Source organism: Mycobacterium sp. E3305, from assembly GCF_001666785.1.
In the GTDB taxonomy this organism is placed as follows: domain Bacteria; phylum Actinomycetota; class Actinomycetes; order Mycobacteriales; family Mycobacteriaceae; genus Mycobacterium.
In genome coordinates this window covers 1-22,001 of record NZ_LZJA01000003.1, presented here as the reverse complement: position 1 = coordinate 22,001, position 22,001 = coordinate 1, and the positions used below count along the sequence as shown (strand labels likewise).

Here is a 22,001-nt window from a genome sequence, read left to right as displayed (position 1 = left end):
GATCAACCGGTCACCGTTTCGACCTGGTAGCGGCTCGCCGTCCAGGGCGGGGAATCGGGCGCGGGCGTAAGGGTGATGGTCAGTTGCGCCTTGCCGGCAGTCACCGGTGGCGGCAAGAGGTAGGTGTCGTCGAGCCAGCGGTGAATACCGTTGTTCCGCGGCTGAAGCCAGGTCCCGACGGGGACGCCGTCGACCGCGACGTCCGCGCGTTGGAATCCGTTCGCTTGGTCGGATGTGCGACGCAGCAGGATGCCTCGGTTGTCCGGGTCGGTTTCGACGTGGAACGTGATCGCGGCCGCGGTGGCGCGCACCGACCCGATGACCGGACGGGTGTCTTCGCTGCCCTCGTATTCGCTGACCAGTAGTTGATCGGCGGCGTCGGCGTCAGCGTAGCCGTGCAGCAGTCGGCTGACCGGATCGCTGGGTCGGACATCGTCCCCGGCGGTCAGGGCGTCGTTGGGTTGCGTGTAAAGGAAAGCGGTTGAGCTGTAATCGGGTTGGACCATGTTCCGCTTGCCGTGCTCGATGCCGAAGCGGATCGCGGAGTGGTAGTCGACGGCGTCGGCCAACATGAGCCGGTAGACGGCGACGCAATAGTCGGCGCAGCCGCCGGCCACCGTGCGTTGGTCGGGTTGACCCGTGAGCGGGTCACTGAATCGAGTGCCGTCCTTGAAATACCAGCCGCCCTCGTAAAGGTCCTCGGTGCCGGTGCCGTACCACTGGGGCGACGCGGCACCGTCGGTGTAGACACGCTCCGCCCCTTCGAGGAAGTATGGGGCGCTGTCACTGAACGCGGTTTTGATTCGGGAACCGCGAATGGTGTGGCTGACGCCGACGAACTTCCCGTGGCCCTGTTCGTCGGCGAACAACCAGTCCTGGCCGAAGGTGGTCGGCGCGGCGTGGGAGCGGGCGGTGAAGTAGCCGGCGCGTCCGCCCGCCAACGCGGACTCCCACTCGGGGTCGGGCTCGGTTGCCACGTCGCTGCCGATTTTGGCCACGGGGTCGCCGGTGGTGTTCACGAGCGTGATGCGAGCCGCATGCGCGAATGGCATCGGCCACCACGCGGACAGCGACAGCGATCCCCCGGGTTGCGGAACCGCGGAGAACATCAGCGACCGTACCGTCACGGCGCCCAACCCGGCCCCGAAGAACTCCCCGAGCGGGGAGTCGACCATGGTCCGGCCATCGAATTCCATCTGCAGCCGCACGCCGTTCAGGAGCTGATCGGTCGGTTCCGGCAGCTGCAGTTGCAACGCCGAGATGCTACCCGGGCCTGCAGATTCCGCGATGGTCGCCGCGGCACCGGGGAGAAGATCGACAACCCGGTTGTCGTGAACCGGACTCGCCGCCGAGGGTTTGGGATCGGCGGTGCCCGCCGCGCGCAGTGTGGCGAGCACGTCGATTGCGCGATCGGCGGGTGAGAAGGTGGTGACGCCCTCGGCGGTCGAGAATTGGCGATAGTCGACGTGGTAGTACTCGAGATTGGATGTGACGCTGATGCGCATCGATTCGCGGTAGGGCATCGGCACCTTGATATACACCCCGCCCGGCGACTGCGCCGCGTTGGCCACCAGCGGCCATTCGAACGGCGCACCCAGCGCGCCATCGACCACCGATTGCAAGGGCGCGTCCAATACCGTCCGGCCGTCGAGCTCGACACGGATGTTTCCGATCCGGGTCACCTTGCCGCCGTCGCGGGTGAACCAGATCGAATCCACCTCGCCGGCACCGCGATCCTCCGCGACGACGCAGCCCGCGCCGCCCGACGCCAAACATCCGCCGGTGCCGTTGCGGTTGCCGGTGGAGAAGTCGAAATCACCGCCGCTGCGGTCGAAGCTCGACAGCTGCAACGCCTGCGTGCCGGTGTGCAGATAGGGCAACAGATCCAGCCGACGGTAGGTGTCCCATCCGACCAGGCGGTCGGCGGCGTCACCGCCAACCGGCTGGGCGCGTGCGACGGTTGCGGCGGTGACACCGGCCGCGACAGAAAGCGCGAGGGCCAACGCCGCGCACAACACGCGAGCCGCCAGCCGTACAGCGGCAAAGCCTACTTTTCCCGGTCGGGTTGACCGGATTTGAAATCTTAAGCCCGCAACGCTCGCAGGCGCTGTTGCGTGAAATGCATTCAAAGCGTTGGCGGTTCGTAAATGGGGCCCGGAATTGGCACGTGCGGATCCGCCGGCGCGGTCAATGTTGGTCGTTGGGTCAGCTTACCGAGCTCACCGACAGGATTGCAATGGGCATGACGATATCGGGAGACACGAACGAAGGCCGTGTTCCATCGGTTAGAGCCGTATGTCGTTTCCCCCGAACACGTTCCACATCGCCCTGCATTGTTTGAAATGCAGGTCGGATCGCGCGCGTCCTCATCTTATCGCGCGTTCCGAGCCCGCGGGACGATTTCGAGAATGAATGCAAAGCGGACGCCGGCGACGCATTAACCCACGCCGGGACGCCGCTCGGCGGCGGCCCGTGACCCCCTTCAATCAGCTGACGTAGATCGCCGCAAATTTAGTGAATGCCATAGCATTCCGCATTGCACTCACGTAATATAACCCTCCTCGGGCGTAACATTTCTCCTCAGGGGATGGAGTGGTTCATGTCTCGTTGGAAGTACAAGGTTGTTCTCGGCCTGGTCCTGGCCTTCACCGCATTAACAAGCTCGGGTTGCACCGTGCCGTTGACCATCTCGTGCACCGGCGGCCTCGTCTGCACGCCGTAAAGCCACCCGGCAGCCGTTGAGGGGGTTGCGCTACTGGCGGCCTTCACCTGTTGGGTCGACATCGAGCTATCGACTGCATCGTCGAGGGCATGGAGCCCGCCAGTCAGCGCAACCACTTAACCGGTGCACTTTGCTATGAAACTGCCTGCTCTTCAGGCTCTTTCATATTGAGCAGCGTGTCGCGTACGCACCTTTTGCTGTGCAACCTTGCGCAATCCCTCATCGCCAGACGTCTTCATGCTGCTGGGATTCTCACGGTTCGGAGTTGACTTAGTCTTTGTGACACAACAAGTTTCAGCCGCGTTGGGCCTTTCACGCCATTTGATACGACATAATGAGCGCAAATATGTTGAACGCCATAGCGTTCCGCATTGCGCTCACGTATAATAACCCTCCTCGGGCGAAGCATTTCTTCTCAACGAACGGAGTGGTGATGTCTCGTTTGAAGTACAAGGTTGTTCTCGGCTTGGTACTGGCCGCCACCGCATTAACGAGCTCCGGATGCACGCTGCCTACCTTCTCGTGTAGCGGTGGGGCCACCGGAATTACCTGCACACCGTAGGTGGTCTTCGCGCTGACTGGCACGCTTTAGTTGGCAAGCAATACTTTTGGGCCTATCGGCGTGCCAGTCAGCGCGTACCGGCGCGCTTAGTCATACGGCGGTTTTGCACTGTTGCACATCAAGTCGATTCGGGCTGCCTTGAATTAGCAGAGGTTCCAAGACCAGAGACCCAGCTGCGCTGGGACGAGCTTGGACCACCCAGCCGTCACTGTGACAAATCGCATGGGAGTGCTCCACGAGCGAGGTCACTTCGACTTGTTGTCTTTCTTCAAGTCCGTATCCCGGCTGGGCTGAACGCGTTTGGGTTCTCCGGGCATCTTGGGGTAGTTCGGCGGATAGGGCATGTCCCCAAGGCCGCGATCTTCGTCGGCGTCGGCCATCTCGAGCAGGGGCGCGATCGACTGTGCCACGTCATCCATTGCCGCCCAAGGGTCCTGGCGGTCCTTCACCAGGTCGGGAACTGTCGCCATCGTGTAGTCGTCCGGTTCCGCGCCGGCCAGCTCTTCCCACGTCATCGGCGTCGACACCGTCGCTATCGGAGTGCGCCGCACCGAATACGCGGAGGCCATGGTTCGATCCCGAGCGTTCTGGTTGAAATCGATGAAGATGCGCTCGCCCCGTTCTTCTTTCCACCACGACGTGGTGACGGCCTCGGGCGCGCGGCGTTCCACCTCACGGGCCAGGGCGATCCCCGCTCGGCGCACCTCGACGAAATCCCAGTCCGTGGCGATCCGCAGAAAGACGTGAATGCCGCGGCCGCCGGACGTCTTGGGGTACCCGACCAAACCGAGCTCATCGAGCAGGGGCCGCAACACGTCGACCGCGACCGTCCGCGCCTGCTCGAACGCGACTCCGGGTTGCGGGTCGAGGTCGATGCGCAACTCGTCGGGATGGTCGGTGTCCGGGCAGCGTACCTGCCACGGGTGCAACGTGACGGTGCCCATCTGTGCCGCCCACACGATCGCCGAGGGGTGGGTCACCCTCAGCGCGTCGGCGGTGCGTCCGGACGGGAACGTCACCCGGCAGGTCTGCAGGTAGTCGGGGTGGTGCTGCGGAATCCGCTTCTGGTAGATCTCCTCGCCATCGATGCCGTCCGGGAAGCGCTGCAGGTGGGTGGGCCGGTCGCGGAGCGCGTCCAGCATCGGGCCGCCCGCCACGGCCCTGTAGTACTCGACGAGCCGCCGCTTGGTGCCTTTGGTGCCCAGCTTGGGGAAGTAGACCTTGTCCGGATTGGTCAGACGCACCGCGACACCGTCGACGTCGAGCTCTTCTGCAGCAGCCATACCAACGATTCCAGCACAATCGGCCTATGGACTTACCCGTCATGCCCCCGGTGTCGCCAATGCTGGCCAAGTCGGTGCGATCGATCCCGCCGGATGCGTCGTACGAACCCAAATGGGACGGATTCAGGTCCATCTGTTTCCGTGACCGCGACGAAGTGGAGCTGGGCAGTCGCAACGAGCGGCCGATGACGCGCTATTTTCCCGAGCTGGTGGCCGCGGTGCGTGCTGAGCTGCCCCAGCGCTGCGTTATCGACGGTGAGATCGTCATCGCCACGGAGCACGGCCTGGATTTCGAGGCGCTACAACAACGGATCCATCCGGCGGATTCGCGGGTGCGCATGCTTGCCGAGGCGACGCCCGCGTCGTTCATCGCGTTCGACTTACTCGCCCTGGGGGACGACGATTACACGCGGCGACCGTTTGCCGAGCGGCGCGCCGCCCTCGTCGACGCGTTGGCGGGCTCGGGCCCGTCGATCCATGTCACGCCGGCCACCACTGACATCGAGCTCGCGCAGCGTTGGTTCGATGAATTCGAGGGGGCCGGCCTCGACGGTGTCGTCGCCAAGCCACTGACCGTGACCTATCAGCCCGACAAGCGCGTCATGTTCAAGATCAAGCACGAGCGCACCGCCGATTGCGTCGTCGCCGGGTATCGCGTGCACAAGTCGGGCGGCGATGCGATCGGATCGCTGCTGCTCGGGCTCTACCAGGACGATGGTCAGCTCGCCTCCGTCGGTGTGATCGGCGCGTTCCCGATGGCTGAGCGGCGACGCCTATTCACCGAATTGCAGCCGCTCGTCACCGATTTCGACGGTCACCCGTGGAACTGGGCCGCCCACGAGGCCGGCGAACGAACGCCGCGCAAGAACGAATTCTCCCGCTGGAACGCCGGCAAGGATCTTTCGTTCGTGCCGCTGCGGCCGGAACGCGTGGTCGAGGTCCGCTACGACCACATGGAAGGCCGGCGCTTTCGGCACACCGCACAGTTCAACCGGTGGCGTCCGGATCGGGAACCGCGCTCGTGCACCTACGAACAACTCGAACAGCCGGTCACCTTCAGCCTCGGGGACATCGTGCCTGGCCTGGGGTCTGGCTAGCGAAGACCTTTCGCCGCCTTTGGGTTCAGCCGTCGATGTGCGTCGGCGGGTCGGCGAAGGCCAGATCTCCAGGGTGTTGGTCCGGCCCCATCAGATCGCAGCGCTTATCCGGCACCAGGTAGGAGCTGGCGCCGTTCCAGATCAGGTGCGTGAATCCCACGCAACGCTGCCAGGTGCCATCTGGCTGGACGGGTCCATCGCATTTGCTGAGGAACGATCCTCCGTACTGGCAGCCGGCGCTGGCCGGCGGCGCCACGGCGATCAAACCTCCGGCCGCCAGCACGGCGGCCAGTCCTCCGACGATGCAGTGCTTCATGGTGGTCTCCCGTTCACATCGCCGCTGGTGCGTCGCGCAAACACCACCGACAGCACAGCCAGCACCAATGACGCTACCGCTTATCCGCCGGTTCGGCGGGCCAATGAAGGTGGGACGTTTAACGGCCGCCGGGACGGGCACGCGCACCTACATGTCAGTGACAGCGTTTCAGGATCTGCCCTTGGCCGACCGCGACCGCAAATGGGACGGTGACGCGGCCGAGAAACGGGTGCGCAAGTGGGCCGCAGCCGAAGACGCGCCGAACCAGAAGTATCGCGACGCCCATGTCTGGTACGACAACGGGAAGAAGGACAACTTCACGGCGTACAAGTTGCTGATCGCCGATGTCGTGGGTGGCGATCTCCAGGCGGTGCCGCGCGGGGTGATGGCAGCCGGCGCCATCATGGACGGTGCACGCGGCGGTATCGACCTGCCGAAGACGGACGTGGACCGGGTCAAGAGCCACCTGGCCAAGTACTACAAGAAGATGGGCGAGAGCCCGCCGTGGGAGCGCGGCTGAGCTTTCCCGCCGCCTCGCGCCGCGACGATCCCCGCTGCGCGACGGCGGTCGGTGCTTCGGCCTGCTGTCGGCCTGGCGTTGGGGCAGAGCGCCGTTATCGCCGATCGGCCGCCATGGGTTTCGGGCCGGCCTTGGGGGCGCCCGGGCAGTGCAGAGCGCCCCGACCAAAGCCCAAGTGCCCCAGCGCCGGACGGCGGCCCGGCACCTCCGCTGTGCGGTCGGCCCGTCAGAGGAACGGCAGCAACCGGTCTGGCCCGTCTGGCTTCGTCACATCGGCGAGCCCGGACTTGAATCCGTCCAGACCACCACCTTTCGCCCTCGCGTCGGCGATCCGCCGCTGGGCATCGTCGGGCAGGCGGTCCCTTCGGTCGGGTCTGTCCCACAGCTCGATGGTTTGCACGACCCAGTAGATGGCGAACTCGATGATCAGGAGTGCCTCGACCAGCAACACCCATAATTCCCAGCCGCGGTGCACGAGATGTGCTGTGACGATTGCGATCAACGTCACGAGCATCACCACCGCCATACCTCGGTAGAACCGCCGGTACGCACGGTGATGGGATGATTTCGACTCATCTTCTCGCTTGACGAGGTATCCGGTGCAGAACACGGTGGCGATGAATGTCGAGAGGAGCAGGAACCCGGCTGCGCCGTGCGCCTGCGCCAGGAAAAACTTGTGATCGAAGATGAAGGTGAGCAGGCCTACCACCATGGTCAGCCAGAACAAACCCAGCGCCAGTACGCCGCCCGGGCTTCTTGTCCGCTCGGTGCGGTTGCGCGGGGATTGCCACAAAACAATGCCCCAACCCAAAAGCAGTCCGATGACCACCGCCCAGACGTTGGGCCGAGTGACGGCGTCGACGTTGTATTCGGGCGGCAGGTCAGCCCGTCCGCACAGTGACGAGGGCCGACCTTGGGGCACGATCGCTGCTATCAATGCGGAGACTCCGGCCAAGCTCAACAGAGCATCCTCGGTGTCGCTGCTTCCCTTGTACATGATGAAAAGGGCGCCGAGCGCCAGAAGCGCGGCGATGACGATGCTGTGCGCGGAGGTGTAATAGTAAGCGCTGATGGCGAATTGCCAGCACGTGGCCGAAAGCCTTTCGATTATCACGGCCGCGGCGAGCATCACCATGATGACCACCATGCCGACACGCAAATCACGGTAGACGGCGAGCGTGATCGGAACCAGACGAGGACCCGGTCCGTTTGATCCATTTCCGCCTCCCTTTCCGGGACCGGAAGTGCTGTCGCCCTTTTCGTTCTCTTTGGTCATGTCCGTTACCTGCTTGACTGCGTCGTGATACGGCTGACCAGGGGAGTTTAGGACTATTGATATGCCGCCGCGCGATAATCCGGTTTTGGTCGAGGTGCGGCCACGATGACTTGCCCTGGGTTCGCGCGCGACGCGGCGGTCAGACCGTGACCATGAGCCGTGACAATCCCCGCAGCGTGACGTTGGCCTTATACTCCGGCTCGCTGTCCAGCCCCGCGTTGGGGAATCGCGCCGTAATAGCCGATAGCGCCACGCCTGCTTCCAGCCGGGCCAGAGGTGCTCCCAGGCAGTAGTGGGCTCCCCGGCCAAAGCCCAAGTGCCGCAGGGGCGTCCGGTCCGGATCGAAGGTGTCGGGCCGGTCGAACTCCGCCGGGTCGCGGTGGGCGGCGGCGATCAACAACATCATGACATCGCCCGCGGGCACCTCTACGCCGCCAATGGCCATGTCGGTGAGGGAAATTCGCCCGACCAGTTGCACCGGCGGGTCGTAACGCAGGGTTTCTTCCACGATCGCCGACGCTCGGCCGGGATCGGCGCCCAGAGCGGTCCACTCGATGGAACGCCGCAGCATTGCCAACACGGCGTTTCCGATGAGGTTCACCGTGGTCTCGTGTCCGGCGATCAATAGGAGATTGCAGGTCGCGACGATCTCGTCCTCGGTCAGTTGGTCTCCGGACTCCTCCACCGCGATCAGACCCGACAGCAGGTCGGCACCGGGTTGTGAACGACGGCGCTCGATCAGGTCGTGAAAGTATGCGCGCAGCCAAGCCCCGGCCTGTTGCCGCTCGTTCGCGACGTCCGGTGGCACGCCGGTGATTGTCGAAAACGGGTCCAGTGCCTGGGCCAGCAACGCCGACGCCCGGCTGAACTGTGGCTCGTCGTCGAGCGGCACGCCGAGCAGCCGGCAGATCACCGCCACCGGCAGCGGATAGGCGTACTCCTCGACAACGTCAAAGCGTCCCTTTTCCGCGATTCGATCGAGCATTCCGTCGACCAGCGACCGAATGTCGGGCTTCAGCGCGCTCACCACCTTCGGCGCGAACGCCTTGCTGACCAGCCTGCGCAGCCGCGTGTGATCGGGCGGATCGAGAAACAAAAACCCCGGCGGCCCCTGCCTCTGGGGGGCCGTGCCGGCCTCGGCCTGCCGCTTGGCGACCGTCGAGTTGACGTTGTCGCTGCTTGACCAGGGGTGCCGCAACACCTCGTCGCAATCGCGGTAGCTGGAGAACACCGCCAGGTTGGCCTCCGGCAACTGCAGCGCTCCGCCGTCGCGAAACCGCGCACAGAGTCGATACGGGTCGGGCCGGTTGGCCGGATCCAGCAGCTGCAGCAGCAGCCCCTGGGATTCGGTCGGTGCGGTCGTCATGCGGCCATTGTGCCCGTCGTTGGGCCCTGTCGATTTCCACGCATGTCACGCGCCTTCGCGTAATCCCGCCAGATGCGGATCCGCCATCAGCCGGTCCAGGAAGGCGAGCTGCCCTTTCAGCAGCTTGACGCGCGCCTGCGCCACCGAAAACCAGCCCACCCGATCGACTTCCGGGAACTCGCGCAGCCTGCCCGACCCCTTCGGCCACTCCAATTCGAAGGTGTTGCTGCGCGCCTCGGTCACGTCGAGGTCGGCGGCGACGGCGAAGGCGGTGACCACCTTGCCACCGGATTGTTTCAGCTGGCCGAGGTCCAGCCGGGCCCCGGACGGCACCGGAAGCCCGAGCTCCTCGGCGAACTCGCGTTGCGCGGCGGCCCAGGGATCCTCGCCATCGGCGTACTCCCCTTTGGGAATCGACCAGGCGCCGTTGTCCTTTCGCGCCCAGAAGGGGCCGCCCGGGTGCGCGATCAGGACCTCGGCGACGCCGACGCGGGTCCGGTACAACAGCACGCCCGCACTGAACTTCGGCATCGGCGGATCAGGCTCCGGCGGCGCGTTCCAGGTCTTTGAGGGAGGACTCCAAATGCGCGAGCAAGCGCTGCAGGTGTGGGACGCTGCGCCGGCATCCCACCAGGCCGAAGTCCAGGTTGCCGGCGTTGTTGGCCAGCGTGATGTTCAGCGCCTGCCCGTCCAGCGCGATGGACAGGGGATAGTTGCCGTCGAGCCGGGCGCCCCCGTAGTAGATCGGCTGGGTAGGCCCCGGGACGTTCGAAATGATGATGTTGAACGGTGGCGACGTCGACGCCACCCAGCCCGGGACCGCCGCCAACGCCAGGGCGGAGGTGTTGGCCGCGGACAGCGCCAGCGCCTGGAACCGAGGCAGCTGCGAGAACACCTGCTTGTTGCTCCGCATGGACTCGCTGATGGTCTGCAGTCGTTGTGCGGGGTCGTCGCTGTCGGTGGCCAGGTTGCACAGGATGGCGCCGACGAGGTTGCCCCCTGCGTCGGCCTCGTCTTCGGTGCGAAGGCTCACCGGGACCATCGCGATCAGCGGCGTGTCCGGTAGCGCGTTCTGCTCGAGCAGGTAGTAGCGCAGCGCGCCCGAACACATCGCCAAAACGACGTCGTTGACCGTCACACCGGCGGCCTTCTTGACGCTTTTGATCCGGTCCAGCGACCAGGACTGCGCGGCGCAGCGGCGAGCGCCGCCGATCTTGACGTTCAGCATGGTGCGCGGGGCGCCGAACGGCAACGTCAGCTGCTGCTCGAACAGCGCCGCCCGCGCCAGCGAAAGCGATGAAGGGGCCAGTGCCGCAATGGATCCCGCCGCACTCAACGCCGAGCGCAGTGGGCTTACCGGGCTGCTCTTGCGCTTGCTTTTGGGCAAGCTCCAGGGCGCGCGCATCTCGGTGTCGTCGGGGTCGGTCGACAGCGCGCGCTGCATGAGTTTCTGCGCGGAGACACCGTCGATCAGGGCGTGGTGGATCTTGGTGTAGATGGCGAACCGGCCATCCTTGAGGCCCTCGATGATGTGGGTCTCCCACAGCGGACGGTGACGATCCAGCAGGCTGCTGTGCCACCGCGAAGTCAGCTCGAGCAGTTCACGAATGCGCCCGGGCGACGGTACCGCCGAACGCCGGACGTGATAGTCCACGTCGACGTCTTTGTCGTAGGACCAGCCCAGGTTGGCGATGCCGCCGACGAACGTCGCCGGATGCTTGCGAAATGTCGGCTGGAAATCATCCTGCGCCACCAAACGGTCGTAGAGCTCCCGGACGAAGCCGCTGCCCGCGCCGCTCGGCAGCTCGAACAATTGCAAGCCGCCGACGTGCATGGGATGTTCCCGCGACTCTCCCAGCAGGAATATCGCGTCGGTGGGCATCATCAGTTCCATCCACCAATTAGACCGCGACTGGCGTCGGGACGAAGGCGCTCTTCAGAACATCGCGGCCGAGCCGACGTTCGGATGGCGACGCATGTATTCGACGAGCCGATCGACATAGCTGCCGAACGCGGGCGCCTCGATACCACTGCCTGCGAGATCAGCCCGGCAATGATCGGTCAGGTAGAAGGTGGGTTGGACGAAGTAATCGACTGCTTCGGGGGGAATTCGCATCAAGCGGTAGAGCCCCGGGACGTGTGCTAATGCGGCTTTGGTCATTCTCAGGGGCAACGAAACCTTGAGGAGTTCGCGGCCCGTCGCCTGGGCCAGCGCATCCGTCATCTCCTCGACCGTGAGCGGACGCGGATCCGCCAGCTGATAGGTGCGCCCCTCGGAGCCGGGCAGGCCGCTCAGATATCCGACCGCGTCAACGACGAAATCGCGCGGGACCACGTTGACGCGCGTAGTCGCGGGGTCGCCCACCATCGGGAGGACCGCGTACCGGGGCTGTCGCAGCAGCCACTGCATGACGAAGTAGGGCCCGTCGAATTTCTGGGTCTGCCCGGTATGGCTGTCGCCGACAACGATCGCGGGCCGATAGATCGTCGCGGGCATGCCCGCGGACATGTGCCAGCGCACGTCCGCCTCGGCGAGGTGCTTGGTCTCTTCGTAGTGGTTGTTGAACGGCGCACCGACTTCGAGGTCGTCCTCGCCGAACGGGCCGGCGTAGCGGCCGCTGACGTAGCAGGTGCTGAAGTAGTGCAAGCGCGTCAACCGGGGACAGTGCTCGAGCGCGCCCAGGACGTTTCGGGTGCCGTTGACGTTGACCCGGACCGCCACCTCGCGGGGCACCGCCAGGTCGTATGCAGCCGCCAGGTGCCACGCCTCGGTGACCTCGTTGAGGTTATCTGCGGCGATGCCGAGCCCCGGCTGGGTGATGTCGCCTTCCACGAGCTGAATCCGCCCCTCGAGGAAGGGTTCCGCCGAGCTCAATTCCGCCACGCGTCGCTGCGCCAGTGCGCCGAACTTGGGCTGCACCACACAGATTGCCGAGTCGCCGGTGCGCTTGAGGATGCCCGGCAGCAATGCACTGCCGAGAAAGCCGGGAAATCCGGTCATCAAGACGGTCATCGCTATACTCCTTGGCCGGTCGAATTCGTCAAAGTAATTGCGGCGGGGAGACTGTGCGCTTCGTCGCGGATGGGACGGCTCTGGTCAAGCGGGACGCGCGAGGAACGTCTGGACTCGACGAAATTGAGCGAGGTTTTCATCGCTGATCCCCCACCGAAAGGGTTCCGTAGAAGAGCGACGCTATCGAATAACGGGGGCGTTAGGGCGGGTCTTTCGACCCTCGACGACCGCCATTGGTCCTCCGTTGGGTCGCGTGCGCCGACTACCCCCGTTGGGCCGAGGGGCGCTGCCGCCGGACGCGCCTTCCGGCAGGACCTCAGGGGTGGCAGCATGAGTTCGTGGCGACAACAACGTTGACGTGGGACGTGGTGGCCGTTGACAAGCCGGACGATGTCAACGTGATCATCGGTCAGGCGCACTTCATCAAGACGGTCGAAGACCTGCACGAGGCGCTGGCCGGGGTGAGCCCGTCGCTACGGTTCGGAGTGGCTTTCTGCGAGGCTTCCGGGCCGCGGTTGGTTCGCCGCAGCGGCAACGACGCCGATCTGGTCGAACTGGCGACGCGCACCGCGCTGGCGATCGCGGCCGGGCACAGCTTCGTGGTCTTTCTGCGTGACGGCTTTCCGGTGAATGTCCTCAATCCGGTGAAGGCGGTTCCGGAGGTCTGCGGGATCTACTGCGCCACAGCCAATCCGGTCGATGTCATCGTTGCGGTGTCTCCGCGCGGTCGCGGCATCATCGGCGTCATCGACGGGCAGACTCCCGTCGCGGTGGAAGGTGATCGTGACGTGGCCGAGCGCCACGCTCTACTGCGCGCGATCGGTTACAAGCTCTGAGGTCTCAGCAGTCTCGTGGGCCCGCTCAGTCGAGCGTAAGCGACCACGTCGAGGTCGCGATCAGGTCGCCGCGCTCCAGCGCCTCGATACGGTGCTCGTGGGCCATGAGATATCCCGGGTCGGTCACCATATCGATGAACGCCTGCGGAGTCGGGTACTCGACGATGAGAATGGCGTCCCACCAAGGCCGTTCGCCCTCGCCGGTCACGACGGTCGGTGCTGTCCCGGCGTAGCGGACGACGGCGCCCGCGTGCTCCAGGTGCGGTATCACCGCCACGCCGTAGCGCTGGTAGGCCCCCACCCCGCCGGGGGTCTTGAACTTCAACAGGTTGACCATCACCACCGGTTCATTCGCCGGACGCGCGGCCAGGGCGGCGAACTGCTCGGCGGTCGGCTCCAGCGGATTGCTCGTGGCCACGATTAGAGCAGATCCGTAATGGTCTTGAGGCCGGCGTCGTACAGCACGCCCGGCAGCATCCCGCCGTCGTGCTCGATGGTGGTGCCGTTGACGAAGTCGGCCTCCCCGCCGGCCAGGAAAACGCACACCCTGCCCACCTCCGCGGGCTCACCCGCACGGCGCAGCGGGACGGCCGCGAAATACTTTGCGCCCGTTGGATCGTCCTTGGGCAGCACGAAGGACCGGAAGTTCTCGGTCATCGTCGGTCCGAGCGCGATGCAGTTGACCCGCACCTTGGGGCCCCACTCTTCGGCCAGCGAGCGGGTGAGGTGGTTGAGGCCGCTCTTGGCCGCGCCATAGGAAACCAGCGTCGGTGATCCCGCAGGATGCCCTGCCCCGCTGGAGATGTTGATGATGCAGCCGACGCCGTCCTGGGTGCGCATTTGCCGGTAGGCGCGGATGGCGAACCACAGCGGGCTGATCAGGTTCATCTGGACCGCGAACGCGTGGAACAGCGCCGTGCGCTCATACTCGTCGTCGCTGCCGGGGGCGCCCTGAATGCGTTGCACCAGTTCGGGAATGCTCTCGACGTGCGGCGCCGGCACCGTTCCGCCGGCGTTGTTCACCAGGATGTCGATCCGGCCATGCTCGGCGACGACATCGGAGACGAATGAGTCGATCGCGCGGTAGTCGCCTTGGTCGCACACCTTCTGGAAGGCCCGGTCCGCCCAGTCCGGCTCCACACCGGGAATGGCGCCGAGGGGTGAGCGCGAACAGCCGACGACGGTGGCTCCGGCCCGGAGCAGTTCGTGGGCGATCCCGACGCCCACGCCGCGGCTGGTACCGGTGACGACCGCGACCTTGCCGTCCAGGACACTCATGCGCAGGCCTTCCTACCCGAAGCCATTGTTGACAGTCACTGTCAGCGGGTCATACTGTGCCATTTCGGTCATCGGCGTGTAAAGCATCGGAGGTCAGGCGATGAGTAGTCCGTCCAAGCTGCGCGTCATCCAATGGGCGACCGGAGGAGTCGGCAAGGCGGCCATCGCTTCCGTCCTGAATCATCCCGAGCTGGAGCTGGCCGGCTGTTGGGTACACAGCGCCGAGAAGAACGGCCTCGACGTCGGACGGATCCTGGGCACTCACGACCTGGGCGTCACCGCCACGTCCAGCGCCGACGAGATCCTGGCGCTGGATGCCGACTGTGTGGTGTACAGCCCGTTGGTGCCCAACGACGACGAAGTCATCGCGATCCTGCGGTCCGGCAAGAATGTGGTCACCCCCGTCGGTTGGGTGTACCCCGACCCGAACAACTCGCGGCACAGGGCCGTCGCCGAAGCCGCGGCCGGCGCCGGAGTGACCCTGCACGGTTCGGGGATCCACCCCGGGGGCATCACAGAACGATTCCCGCTCATGCTGTCCTCGCTTTCCTCGGCCGTCACCCACATCCGCGCCGAGGAGTTCTCCGACATCCGGACCTACAACGCCCCGGATGTCGTGCGCCACATCATGGGGTTCGGCGGCACGCCCGAGGAGGCCATGCAGGGCCCGATGGCCGGCCTGCTCGAGGCGGGCTTCAAGCAGTCGGTGCGAATGATCGCCGATCACATGGGATTCCGCATCGACCCGAACATCCGGACCATTCAGGACGTCGCCGTGGCGACCGCCGACATCGACTACGCGCCGTTCCCGATCACCACAGGAAAGGTGGCGGCGCGCCGCTTCCGCTGGCAGGCACTCGTCGACGGCGAACCCGTCATCACGGCGGCCGTCAACTGGCTGATGGGGGAGGAAAACCTGGATCCCGGCTGGGATTTCGGCGGGCGCGGCGAACGCTTCGAGGTCGAGATCACCGGCGATCCGACCGTGAGCCTCACCTTCAAGGGCCTGCAGCCCGAAACGATCGCCGAGGGCCTGGTGAAGAATCCGGGCGTGGTGGCCACGGCCAACCATTGCGTCAATGCCATTCCCGACGTCTGCGCCGCAGAGCCCGGCATCAAGACCTACCTCGATCTGCCTCTGTTCGCCGGGCGCCCGGCGCCCGGCCTCACCACGTCATGACCGGCGTCCTCGGCGACGTCTCGTTCTGTCACCTCGTGGTCGGTGTGACCGACATGGAGCGCGCCCTGGCCTTCTACCGCGACCTGCTCGGGATGGAGGTCGTGTTCGAAACCCTCATCTCCGGTGAGCCTTTCGATGCGGCCCTGCACGCCACCCGCAAGCAGGAGGGTCGGGTGGTGGGCGGCCTGCTGGGCGGGCTGATGGTCGAGTTGCTGTCGTTGGGTGCCGGCTCTCCCGACCAGAAGCCGGCGCGTCGAGGCGTCACCGGCATCCACAACTTTTCCCTGTCGGTGACCGATCTCGACGACACCCACCGGCGCGTCACCGCGGCGGGCTACACGCCCGACCAAGAGCCATTCGAAATCGGCGGGGTGCGAATGTTTTTCGTCAAGGACCCGGATGGGACGGCGGTCGAGTTCATCGAACTCCCCGACGGTGCCCGCAGCACCTACGAGATGCACCGCGGGGTACCGCTGCGGCTGGGGCCGGCCGAATGACCTACTCGCACCCCTCCTCGATGCAGGGCCACGTCGCCGTCGTCACCGGCGCCGCCCAGGGCGTCGGCAAGGGTGTCGCCGCCGCCCTGCTGGAACGCGGCGCCGCGGTGCTGCTGGTCGACATTCAGCACGAGTTGCTCGGCACGACAACGGCGGAGCTCTCCTCGATGGGCCCCGTCGAGAAGCTGACCGCCGACCTGCGCGACCCGGACAGCGCCCAACGCATCGTGGCCGCCGCGGTCGACGCCTTCGGCACCGTCCACGGCCTGGTCAACAACGCGATCGCCACCAACGAACCCAAGGCGTTCGTCGACATCACCACCGAGGATTTCGCGCTCGGTCACGACGTCGGGCCGCGGGCGACCTTCCTGCTGATGCAGGCCGTGCACCCCGTGATGGTCGCGGCCGGGGGCGGCTCGATCGTCAACCTGGGCTCGGGGACGGGTACCGGCGGCGAACCGAGATGGGGCGGGTATGCCGCCGCCAAGGAGGCCATCCGGGGCCTGTCGAAGGTCGCCGCCCTCGAATGGGGACGTGACAACATCCGCGTCAACGTGATCTGCCCGTTCGCCGAGTCGGACGGTGTCAAGCTCTGGAAACAGTTCGCGCCCAAGGATTATGCGAAGGCGGTGAGCCGCGTCCCGATGAAGCGCATCGGCGATGTCCGCACCGACGTCGGCGCGCTGGTGGCCTTCCTGCTGGGCACCGACGCGACGTTCATCACCGGCCAGACCATCCACGTCGACGGTGGAATCGGCTGCTTCCGGTGAGCGGGCAGTCGCTGCGCGATCGGCAGCGCGCACAGATCCGGGCCGACATCAGGCGCGCGGCGTTCCGGCTGTTCGTCGAACGCGGATACGACGCCGTGACGACCGAGGAAATCGCGGCCGCCGCGGGCGTTTCGCCGCGCACCTTCTTCCGGCACGTGCCAACGAAGGAAGAGCTGCTGCTGGCCCCCGTTCGCCACGGTGGCGCCGCGATCGTGAACCTCCTCGAACAGCGGCCCGCCAGCGAGCCCCCGGACGTCGCGTTGATCAACGCCATCGTCACGCGAACCCGGTCCTTCGAGCAGGCCGACACCGACGAATGGCGTGAGGCGCTGCTGGTGGCCCCCGACCGGCTTCGCAAGGTCACTGTGCACACCCCCGCCGACAAGGAGCGGGCGGCCAAGCTGATCGCCGAGCGCATGGGCGTGAACCCCGGCGTCGACATTCGCCCCGGGCTGCTGGTCCAACTGGCCTTCGCGGCAGCGGATTTCGGCTTCCAGCGATGGGTGCGACAGTCCGGGCGGCCCTGGCCTCTGGACCGTTATGTCACCGAGGCCCTCGAAGCCGTCAAGAGCCCGTACTGGAGACGGAAGCGCACCTGATCAACCAGGGTTGGCGATCCGCACCGGCGCCCCGTCCAGCCACGCGACCACCGCCTCCACGGTGTCGGCGTAAAAGGCGCCGAGCATTTCGCGGGTGACGTACCCCAGGTGGGGCGACAGGGTGACGTTCGGGAGTTGCCGCAACGGGTGCTCGGGCGGCAGCGGTTCGACGTCATAGACGTCGAGTCCGGCGCCGGCGATCCGCCCGGTGTCCAGCGCGGTCATCAGGGCGGCCTCGTCGACGATCGGTCCCCGTGACGTGTTGATCAGGTACGCGTGCGGCTTCATCAGGGCGAATTCGGGCTGGCCGACCAGCCCCCGCGTGCGTTCCGAAAGCACGACGTGGATCGAGACGACATCGGACTCTTCGAACAGCGCCGCCTTCTCGACCCGGCGTGCACCAGCGGCCGCGGCGGCATCCGCGGTGAGGTTCTGGCTCCACGCAATGACTTCCATGCCGAACACCCGCCCGTATTCGGCCATGCGCTTACCCACCCGCCCGAGGCCGAGCAGCCCGAGCGTCTTGCCGGACAGGGTGAGGCCGGTCGTGGTCTGCCAGGCACCGTCTCGCATGCGGCGATGTTCCTCGGCCAGATTCCGCACCGTGGCGATCAGCAATCCCCAGGCGAATTCGGGGGTCGCGTCGTGCACGGAGCGGAATCGCGGATGGGCGAAGTCGGTGTGGGCCACGAGGATCCCCCGCTCGGTGGCCGCGGCCAGGTCCAGGTTGGGCAGGCTCCTCCCGACGATGGTGATCAGTTTCAGGTTCGGCAGCCGTTCGAGCAGCGTCCGCGGCAGCGCCATCCGCTCACGCAGGGTGCAGATCACGTCGAAGGGCCGCAACGCGTCGGCCGCCTCTTCCTCGCCGAGGTGCCGGTCGAAAACGGTTATGCGGGAGCGGGTTTGCACGGGCGACCAGTCGGCGAGCCGCAGGGCCGCACCGGCGTAGTCGTCCAGAATCGCCACCTGGGGCGTGGGGTCACCCATCCCACCATTGAAGCACCGACCCTGGATCGCGGACTCGCGCGGCCGGGTGCTGCACAGGCACCCAGGGTGTGACCGCGCGCAGATAGGGCAGATCGGTGCTGCGGTGCGGACCGACCGCACCGGGTGGTCCGCTGAGCAGAAGACACACCCACATCATCGAGCCGACCGGTTTCACGCGTGATCCGTCCGGCCAGCGCATATGTCGGATCGCCGCAACGCGCTCTATCGTAACTACGTGTTCGCGAAAGTACTGGTCGCCAATCGTGGGGAGATCGCGATCCGCGCCTTCCGCGCGGCCTACGAATTGGAAATGGCCACCGTCGCGGTCTATCCCTACGAGGACCGCAACTCCGTGCACCGGTTGAAGGCCGACGAGTCGTATCAGATCGGCGAGGAAGGGCACCCGGTACGGGCTTACCTGTCGGTCGACGACATCGTCGCCACGGCCCTGCAGTGCGGAGCTGACGCGATCTACCCCGGCTATGGATTCCTGTCCGAGAATCCCGACCTGGCGGCGGCGTGCGCGGACGCGGGCATCACGTTTGTCGGCCCCAGCGCGGAGGTGCTGGAGCTCACCGGCAACAAGTCGCGAGCGATCGCGTCGGCACGGGCGGCTGGTCTCCCGGTCCTGGCCTCGTCGGCGCCGTCGACGTCGGTGGATGAGTTGGTCGCGGCGGCCGAGTCCATGACGTTCCCGTTGTTCGTCAAGGCGGTGGCCGGGGGCGGCGGTCGGGGGATGCGCCGCGTGACCGAACCGGCGGCCCTGCCCGAGGCGATCGAGTCGGCCAGTCGTGAGGCCGAGTCCGCCTTCGGTGACGCCTCGGTGTTTCTCGAGCAGGCCGTGACCAACCCCCGCCACATCGAGGTGCAAATCCTGGCCGACACCCACGGCAACGTCATCCACCTCTACGAGCGCGACTGCAGCGTCCAACGCCGCCACCAGAAGGTCATCGAGATCGCGCCCGCACCGAATCTGGATCCAGAACTACGGGAGCGGATCTGTTCCGACGCGGTGGCGTTCGCGCGAAGCATCGGCTACACATGCGCGGGCACAGTGGAATTCTTGCTCGACGAACGGGGCAACCACGTCTTCATCGAGATGAATCCCCGCATTCAGGTGGAGCACACCGTCACCGAAGAGATCACCGACGTTGACCTGGTATCCGCCCAACTGCGGGTCGCTGCCGGACAAACCCTGGAACAGATTGGCTTGAGCCAGGATTCCGTCGTCCCACACGGTGCGGCGCTGCAGTGCCGCATCACCACCGAGGATCCAGCCAACGGCTTCCGCCCGGACACCGGCCGGATCACCGCCTACCGCACCCCGGGCGGGGCGGGAATCCGGCTGGACGGCGGCACGACGCTGGGCGCCGAGATCAGCGCGCACTTCGATTCGATGCTGATCAAACTGACCTGTCGAGGGCGTGACTTCGCCACCGCCGTGCGGCGGGCGCGGCGCGCGGTCGCGGAGTTCCGCATCCGCGGTGTCTCGACGAATATTCCTTTCCTGCAGGCGGTTCTGGACGATCCTGACTTCCAGGCCGGACGCGTCACCACGTCGTTCATTGAACAACGTCCGCAACTGCTCACCGCGCGCAGTTCGGCCGATCGCGGCACCAAGATCCTGACCTACCTGGCCGATGTCACGGTCAACAAGCCCCACGGCGAGCGTCCCTCGACGGTGTACCCGCACGACAAACTTCCCGACATCGACTTGTCGACAGACCCCCCGGCGGGATCCAAACAGCTTCTTGCCGAACTCGGGCCGGAGCGATTCGCGGCGTGGCTGCGTGAATCGCGCGCAGTCGGCGTCACGGATACCACCTTTCGCGATGCGCACCAGTCCCTGCTAGCCACGCGGGTGCGCACCAGCGGGCTGATCATGGTGGCTCCCTACATCGCACGAATGTTGCCGCAGTTGTTGTCGATCGAATGCTGGGGCGGGGCGACATACGACGTCGCGCTGCGGTTTCTGAAGGAGGACCCGTGGGAGCGGCTGGCGGCCCTGCGCGAGGCGATGCCCAATATCTGCTTGCAGATGTTGCTGCGCGGACGCAACACCGTTGGCTACACGCCCTATCCGGACACCGTGACGACGGCGTTCGTGTCGGAAGCGACCGCAACCGGCATCGACATCTTCCGGATCTTCGATGCGTTGAACAACGTCGATTCGATGCGCCCGGCGATCGACGCGGTTCGTGAGACGGGCACCGCCGTCGCCGAGGTGGCGATGTCCTACACCGGTGATCTCAGTGATCCGGCCGAACGCCTGTACACCCTTGACTATTACCTGAAGCTGGCCGACGAGATCGTGTCGACGGGTGCGCACGTGCTGGCGATCAAAGACATGGCCGGGTTGTTGCGCGCGCCCGCCGCCACGACGCTGGTTTCCGCGCTGAAGTCGCGATTCGACCTGCCAGTACACGTGCACACCCACGACACCCCGGGCGGGCAGCTGGCCACCTATGCGGCGGCCTGGCTCGCCGGGGCCGACGCCGTGGACGGCGCCGCGGCCCCGCTGGCCGGAACCACGAGCCAGCCGGCGTTATCTTCCATCGTGGCCGCCGCGGCACACACCACCTACGACACGGGCTTATCGTTGGATGCCGTCTGCGCCTTGGAGCCGTATTGGGAGGCGCTGCGAAAGGTGTACGCGCCGTTCGAGTCCGGGCTGCCGGCCCCGACTGGACGGGTGTACCGGCACGAGATCCCGGGCGGGCAGCTGTCGAACCTGCGCCAGCAGGCAATCGCGTTGGGTTTCGGTGACCGTTTCGAGGACGTCGAAGACGCTTATGCGGGGGCTAACGCCGTCCTCGGCCGCCTGGTCAAGGTGACCCCGTCGAGCAAGGTCGTCGGGGACCTCGCCCTGGCGCTGGTCGGTGCAGGTGTCAGTGCGCGGGATTTCGCCGCCGATCCCGAGCGTTACGACATCCCCGACTCGGTCATCGGCTTCCTCCGCGGGGAGCTCGGCAACCCGCCGGGCGGCTGGCCTGAGCCGTTGCGCACCAAGGCGTTACGAGGTCGCGGACCGGCGAAGCCGGAACAGCAGCTCTCGGGCGCAGACGAACGGGCGTTGGCAGCGGCGGGCAGCGAGCGGCAGGCGGCGCTGAATCGGCTGCTGTTCCCCGGCCCCACGAAGGAGCTCGAGGACCATCGTGAGCAGTACGGTGACACGTCGCGCCTGAGCGCCAATCAGTTCTTCTACGGGCTTCGCCAGGGTGACGAACATCGAGTCGAGCTCGAGCGCGGCGTGGAACTGCTTATCGGCCTGGAGGCGATTTCCGATGCGGACGAGCGCGGCATGCGTACCGTGATGTGCATTCTCAACGGGCAGTTGCGACCCATCGTGGTGCGTGACCGCAGTATCGCCGCGGATGTGCCCGCCGCCGAAAAGGCCGACCGCGACAACCCCGACCATGTCGGTGCGCCGTTCGCCGGCGTCGTTACGGTGACCATCGACGTCGGAGCGGAAGTCGAAGCGGGCCAGACGATCGCGACGATCGAGGCGATGAAGATGGAGGCAGCCGTAACTACCCCGAAGGCCGGAAAGGTGGCCCGAGTCGCCGTCTCACAGACCGCCCAGGTCGAAGGCGGCGACCTCTTGGTGGTTGTCAGCTAGCTCACCATCGAGCAGTTAGCGCCCGATATGCAACCGCTGCCGGGGGTGCGCTGGGCGCTGGTGGGCGGCGGAGGCGCCGC

The 22,001-nt window shown here is 66.0% G+C and carries 19 protein-coding genes; 8 read left to right on the top strand and 11 right to left on the bottom strand.

Going from position 1 to position 22,001, the window contains the following annotated elements; translation table 11 throughout:
- Positions 1–2: 2 nt before the first annotated feature.
- Together A5701_RS00190 and ligD are read right to left on the bottom strand one after the other, a co-directional pair.
- Complete coding sequence (locus A5701_RS00190) at positions 3–2,003, bottom strand: glycoside hydrolase family 172 protein (RefSeq protein WP_082954815.1); 2,001 nt, start codon at positions 2,001–2,003, stop codon at positions 3–5.
- Positions 2,004–3,529: 1,526 nt separating this feature from the next.
- A complete protein-coding gene (ligD, locus tag A5701_RS00180) occupies positions 3,530–4,567 on the bottom strand; it encodes a non-homologous end-joining DNA ligase (protein ID WP_067747197.1) in 1,038 nt (345 codons plus the stop codon).
- Positions 4,568–4,593: 26 nt separating this feature from the next.
- Between ligD and A5701_RS00175 the strand changes: the two genes are divergently transcribed.
- On the top strand, positions 4,594–5,664 hold the full coding sequence (locus A5701_RS00175) for an ATP-dependent DNA ligase (protein ID WP_067747193.1): 1,071 nt from the start codon (positions 4,594–4,596) through the stop codon (positions 5,662–5,664).
- 25 nt (positions 5,665–5,689) lie between these two features.
- Here A5701_RS00175 and A5701_RS00170 read toward each other — a convergent pair whose 3' ends face one another.
- The gene (locus A5701_RS00170; protein WP_067747192.1) at positions 5,690–5,980 is read right to left on the bottom strand and encodes a hypothetical protein; all 291 of its coding nucleotides are present in this window, start codon (positions 5,978–5,980) and stop codon (positions 5,690–5,692) included.
- Positions 5,981–6,131: 151 nt separating this feature from the next.
- Between A5701_RS00170 and A5701_RS00165 the strand changes: the two genes are divergently transcribed.
- Positions 6,132–6,500: a hypothetical protein gene (locus A5701_RS00165; protein WP_067747243.1), complete on the top strand. Its 369-nt coding sequence runs from the start codon at positions 6,132–6,134 to the stop codon at positions 6,498–6,500.
- 226 nt (positions 6,501–6,726) lie between these two features.
- On the opposite strand, the gene A5701_RS00160 is transcribed toward A5701_RS00165, so the two are convergent.
- From A5701_RS00160 to A5701_RS00140, 5 genes are all read right to left on the bottom strand, one after another.
- Positions 6,727–7,776, bottom strand: a complete 1,050-nt coding sequence (locus A5701_RS00160) for a hypothetical protein (RefSeq protein ID WP_067783090.1) — start codon at positions 7,774–7,776, stop codon at positions 6,727–6,729.
- A 139-nt stretch (positions 7,777–7,915) separates the two neighbouring features.
- A complete protein-coding gene (locus A5701_RS00155; RefSeq protein ID WP_067747188.1) occupies positions 7,916–9,142 on the bottom strand; it encodes a cytochrome P450 in 1,227 nt (408 codons plus the stop codon).
- Positions 9,143–9,187: 45 nt separating this feature from the next.
- Positions 9,188–9,673 (bottom strand): NUDIX domain-containing protein, encoded by a 486-nt coding sequence (locus tag A5701_RS00150; RefSeq protein ID WP_067747186.1) that lies wholly within the window; start codon positions 9,671–9,673, stop codon positions 9,188–9,190.
- Positions 9,674–9,680: 7 nt separating this feature from the next.
- Entirely contained in the window at positions 9,681–11,036 is a 1,356-nt protein-coding gene (locus tag A5701_RS00145) for a wax ester/triacylglycerol synthase family O-acyltransferase (protein WP_067747184.1), read from the bottom strand.
- A 42-nt stretch (positions 11,037–11,078) separates the two neighbouring features.
- The gene (locus tag A5701_RS00140; RefSeq protein ID WP_067747182.1) at positions 11,079–12,155 is read right to left on the bottom strand and encodes an SDR family oxidoreductase; all 1,077 of its coding nucleotides are present in this window, start codon (positions 12,153–12,155) and stop codon (positions 11,079–11,081) included.
- Between the two features lie 338 nt (positions 12,156–12,493).
- Here A5701_RS00140 and A5701_RS00135 point away from each other — a divergent pair, with 338 nt between their 5' ends.
- A complete protein-coding gene (locus tag A5701_RS00135) occupies positions 12,494–12,991 on the top strand; it encodes an adenosine-specific kinase (protein ID WP_067747180.1) in 498 nt (165 codons plus the stop codon).
- A gap of 25 nt (positions 12,992–13,016) precedes the next feature.
- Here A5701_RS00135 and A5701_RS00130 read toward each other — a convergent pair whose 3' ends face one another.
- Both A5701_RS00130 and A5701_RS00125 read right to left on the bottom strand, forming a co-directional pair.
- Complete coding sequence (locus A5701_RS00130; RefSeq protein ID WP_082954814.1) at positions 13,017–13,409, bottom strand: DUF1330 domain-containing protein; 393 nt, start codon at positions 13,407–13,409, stop codon at positions 13,017–13,019.
- Between the two features lie 2 nt (positions 13,410–13,411).
- A complete protein-coding gene (locus A5701_RS00125) occupies positions 13,412–14,269 on the bottom strand; it encodes an SDR family NAD(P)-dependent oxidoreductase (protein WP_067747177.1) in 858 nt (285 codons plus the stop codon).
- A 100-nt stretch (positions 14,270–14,369) separates the two neighbouring features.
- On the opposite strand from A5701_RS00125, the gene A5701_RS00120 reads away from it, so the two are divergent.
- The 4 genes from A5701_RS00120 to A5701_RS00105 are packed head-to-tail and all read left to right on the top strand — an operon-like array spanning position 14,370 to position 17,315.
- Positions 14,370–15,449, top strand: a complete 1,080-nt coding sequence (locus tag A5701_RS00120; protein WP_067747174.1) for a dihydrodipicolinate reductase — start codon at positions 14,370–14,372, stop codon at positions 15,447–15,449.
- On the top strand, positions 15,446–15,946 hold the full coding sequence (locus tag A5701_RS00115; RefSeq protein WP_067747171.1) for a VOC family protein: 501 nt from the start codon (positions 15,446–15,448) through the stop codon (positions 15,944–15,946). The genes A5701_RS00120 and A5701_RS00115 overlap by 4 nt, the downstream gene beginning before the upstream one ends.
- Entirely contained in the window at positions 15,943–16,716 is a 774-nt protein-coding gene (locus tag A5701_RS00110; protein WP_067747169.1) for an SDR family NAD(P)-dependent oxidoreductase, read from the top strand. The genes A5701_RS00115 and A5701_RS00110 overlap by 4 nt, the downstream gene beginning before the upstream one ends.
- Positions 16,713–17,315, top strand: coding sequence for a TetR/AcrR family transcriptional regulator (locus A5701_RS00105; protein WP_067747168.1), 603 nt, complete (start codon positions 16,713–16,715; stop codon positions 17,313–17,315). Before A5701_RS00110 ends, A5701_RS00105 begins: the two co-directional genes overlap by 4 nt.
- On the opposite strand, the gene A5701_RS00100 is transcribed toward A5701_RS00105, so the two are convergent.
- Complete coding sequence (locus A5701_RS00100; protein WP_067747163.1) at positions 17,316–18,302, bottom strand: D-2-hydroxyacid dehydrogenase family protein; 987 nt, start codon at positions 18,300–18,302, stop codon at positions 17,316–17,318.
- Positions 18,303–18,537: 235 nt separating this feature from the next.
- Here A5701_RS00100 and A5701_RS00095 point away from each other — a divergent pair, with 235 nt between their 5' ends.
- Positions 18,538–21,921, top strand: a complete 3,384-nt coding sequence (locus A5701_RS00095; RefSeq protein WP_067747239.1) for a pyruvate carboxylase — start codon at positions 18,538–18,540, stop codon at positions 21,919–21,921.
- Positions 21,922–22,001: the final 80 nt, after the last annotated feature.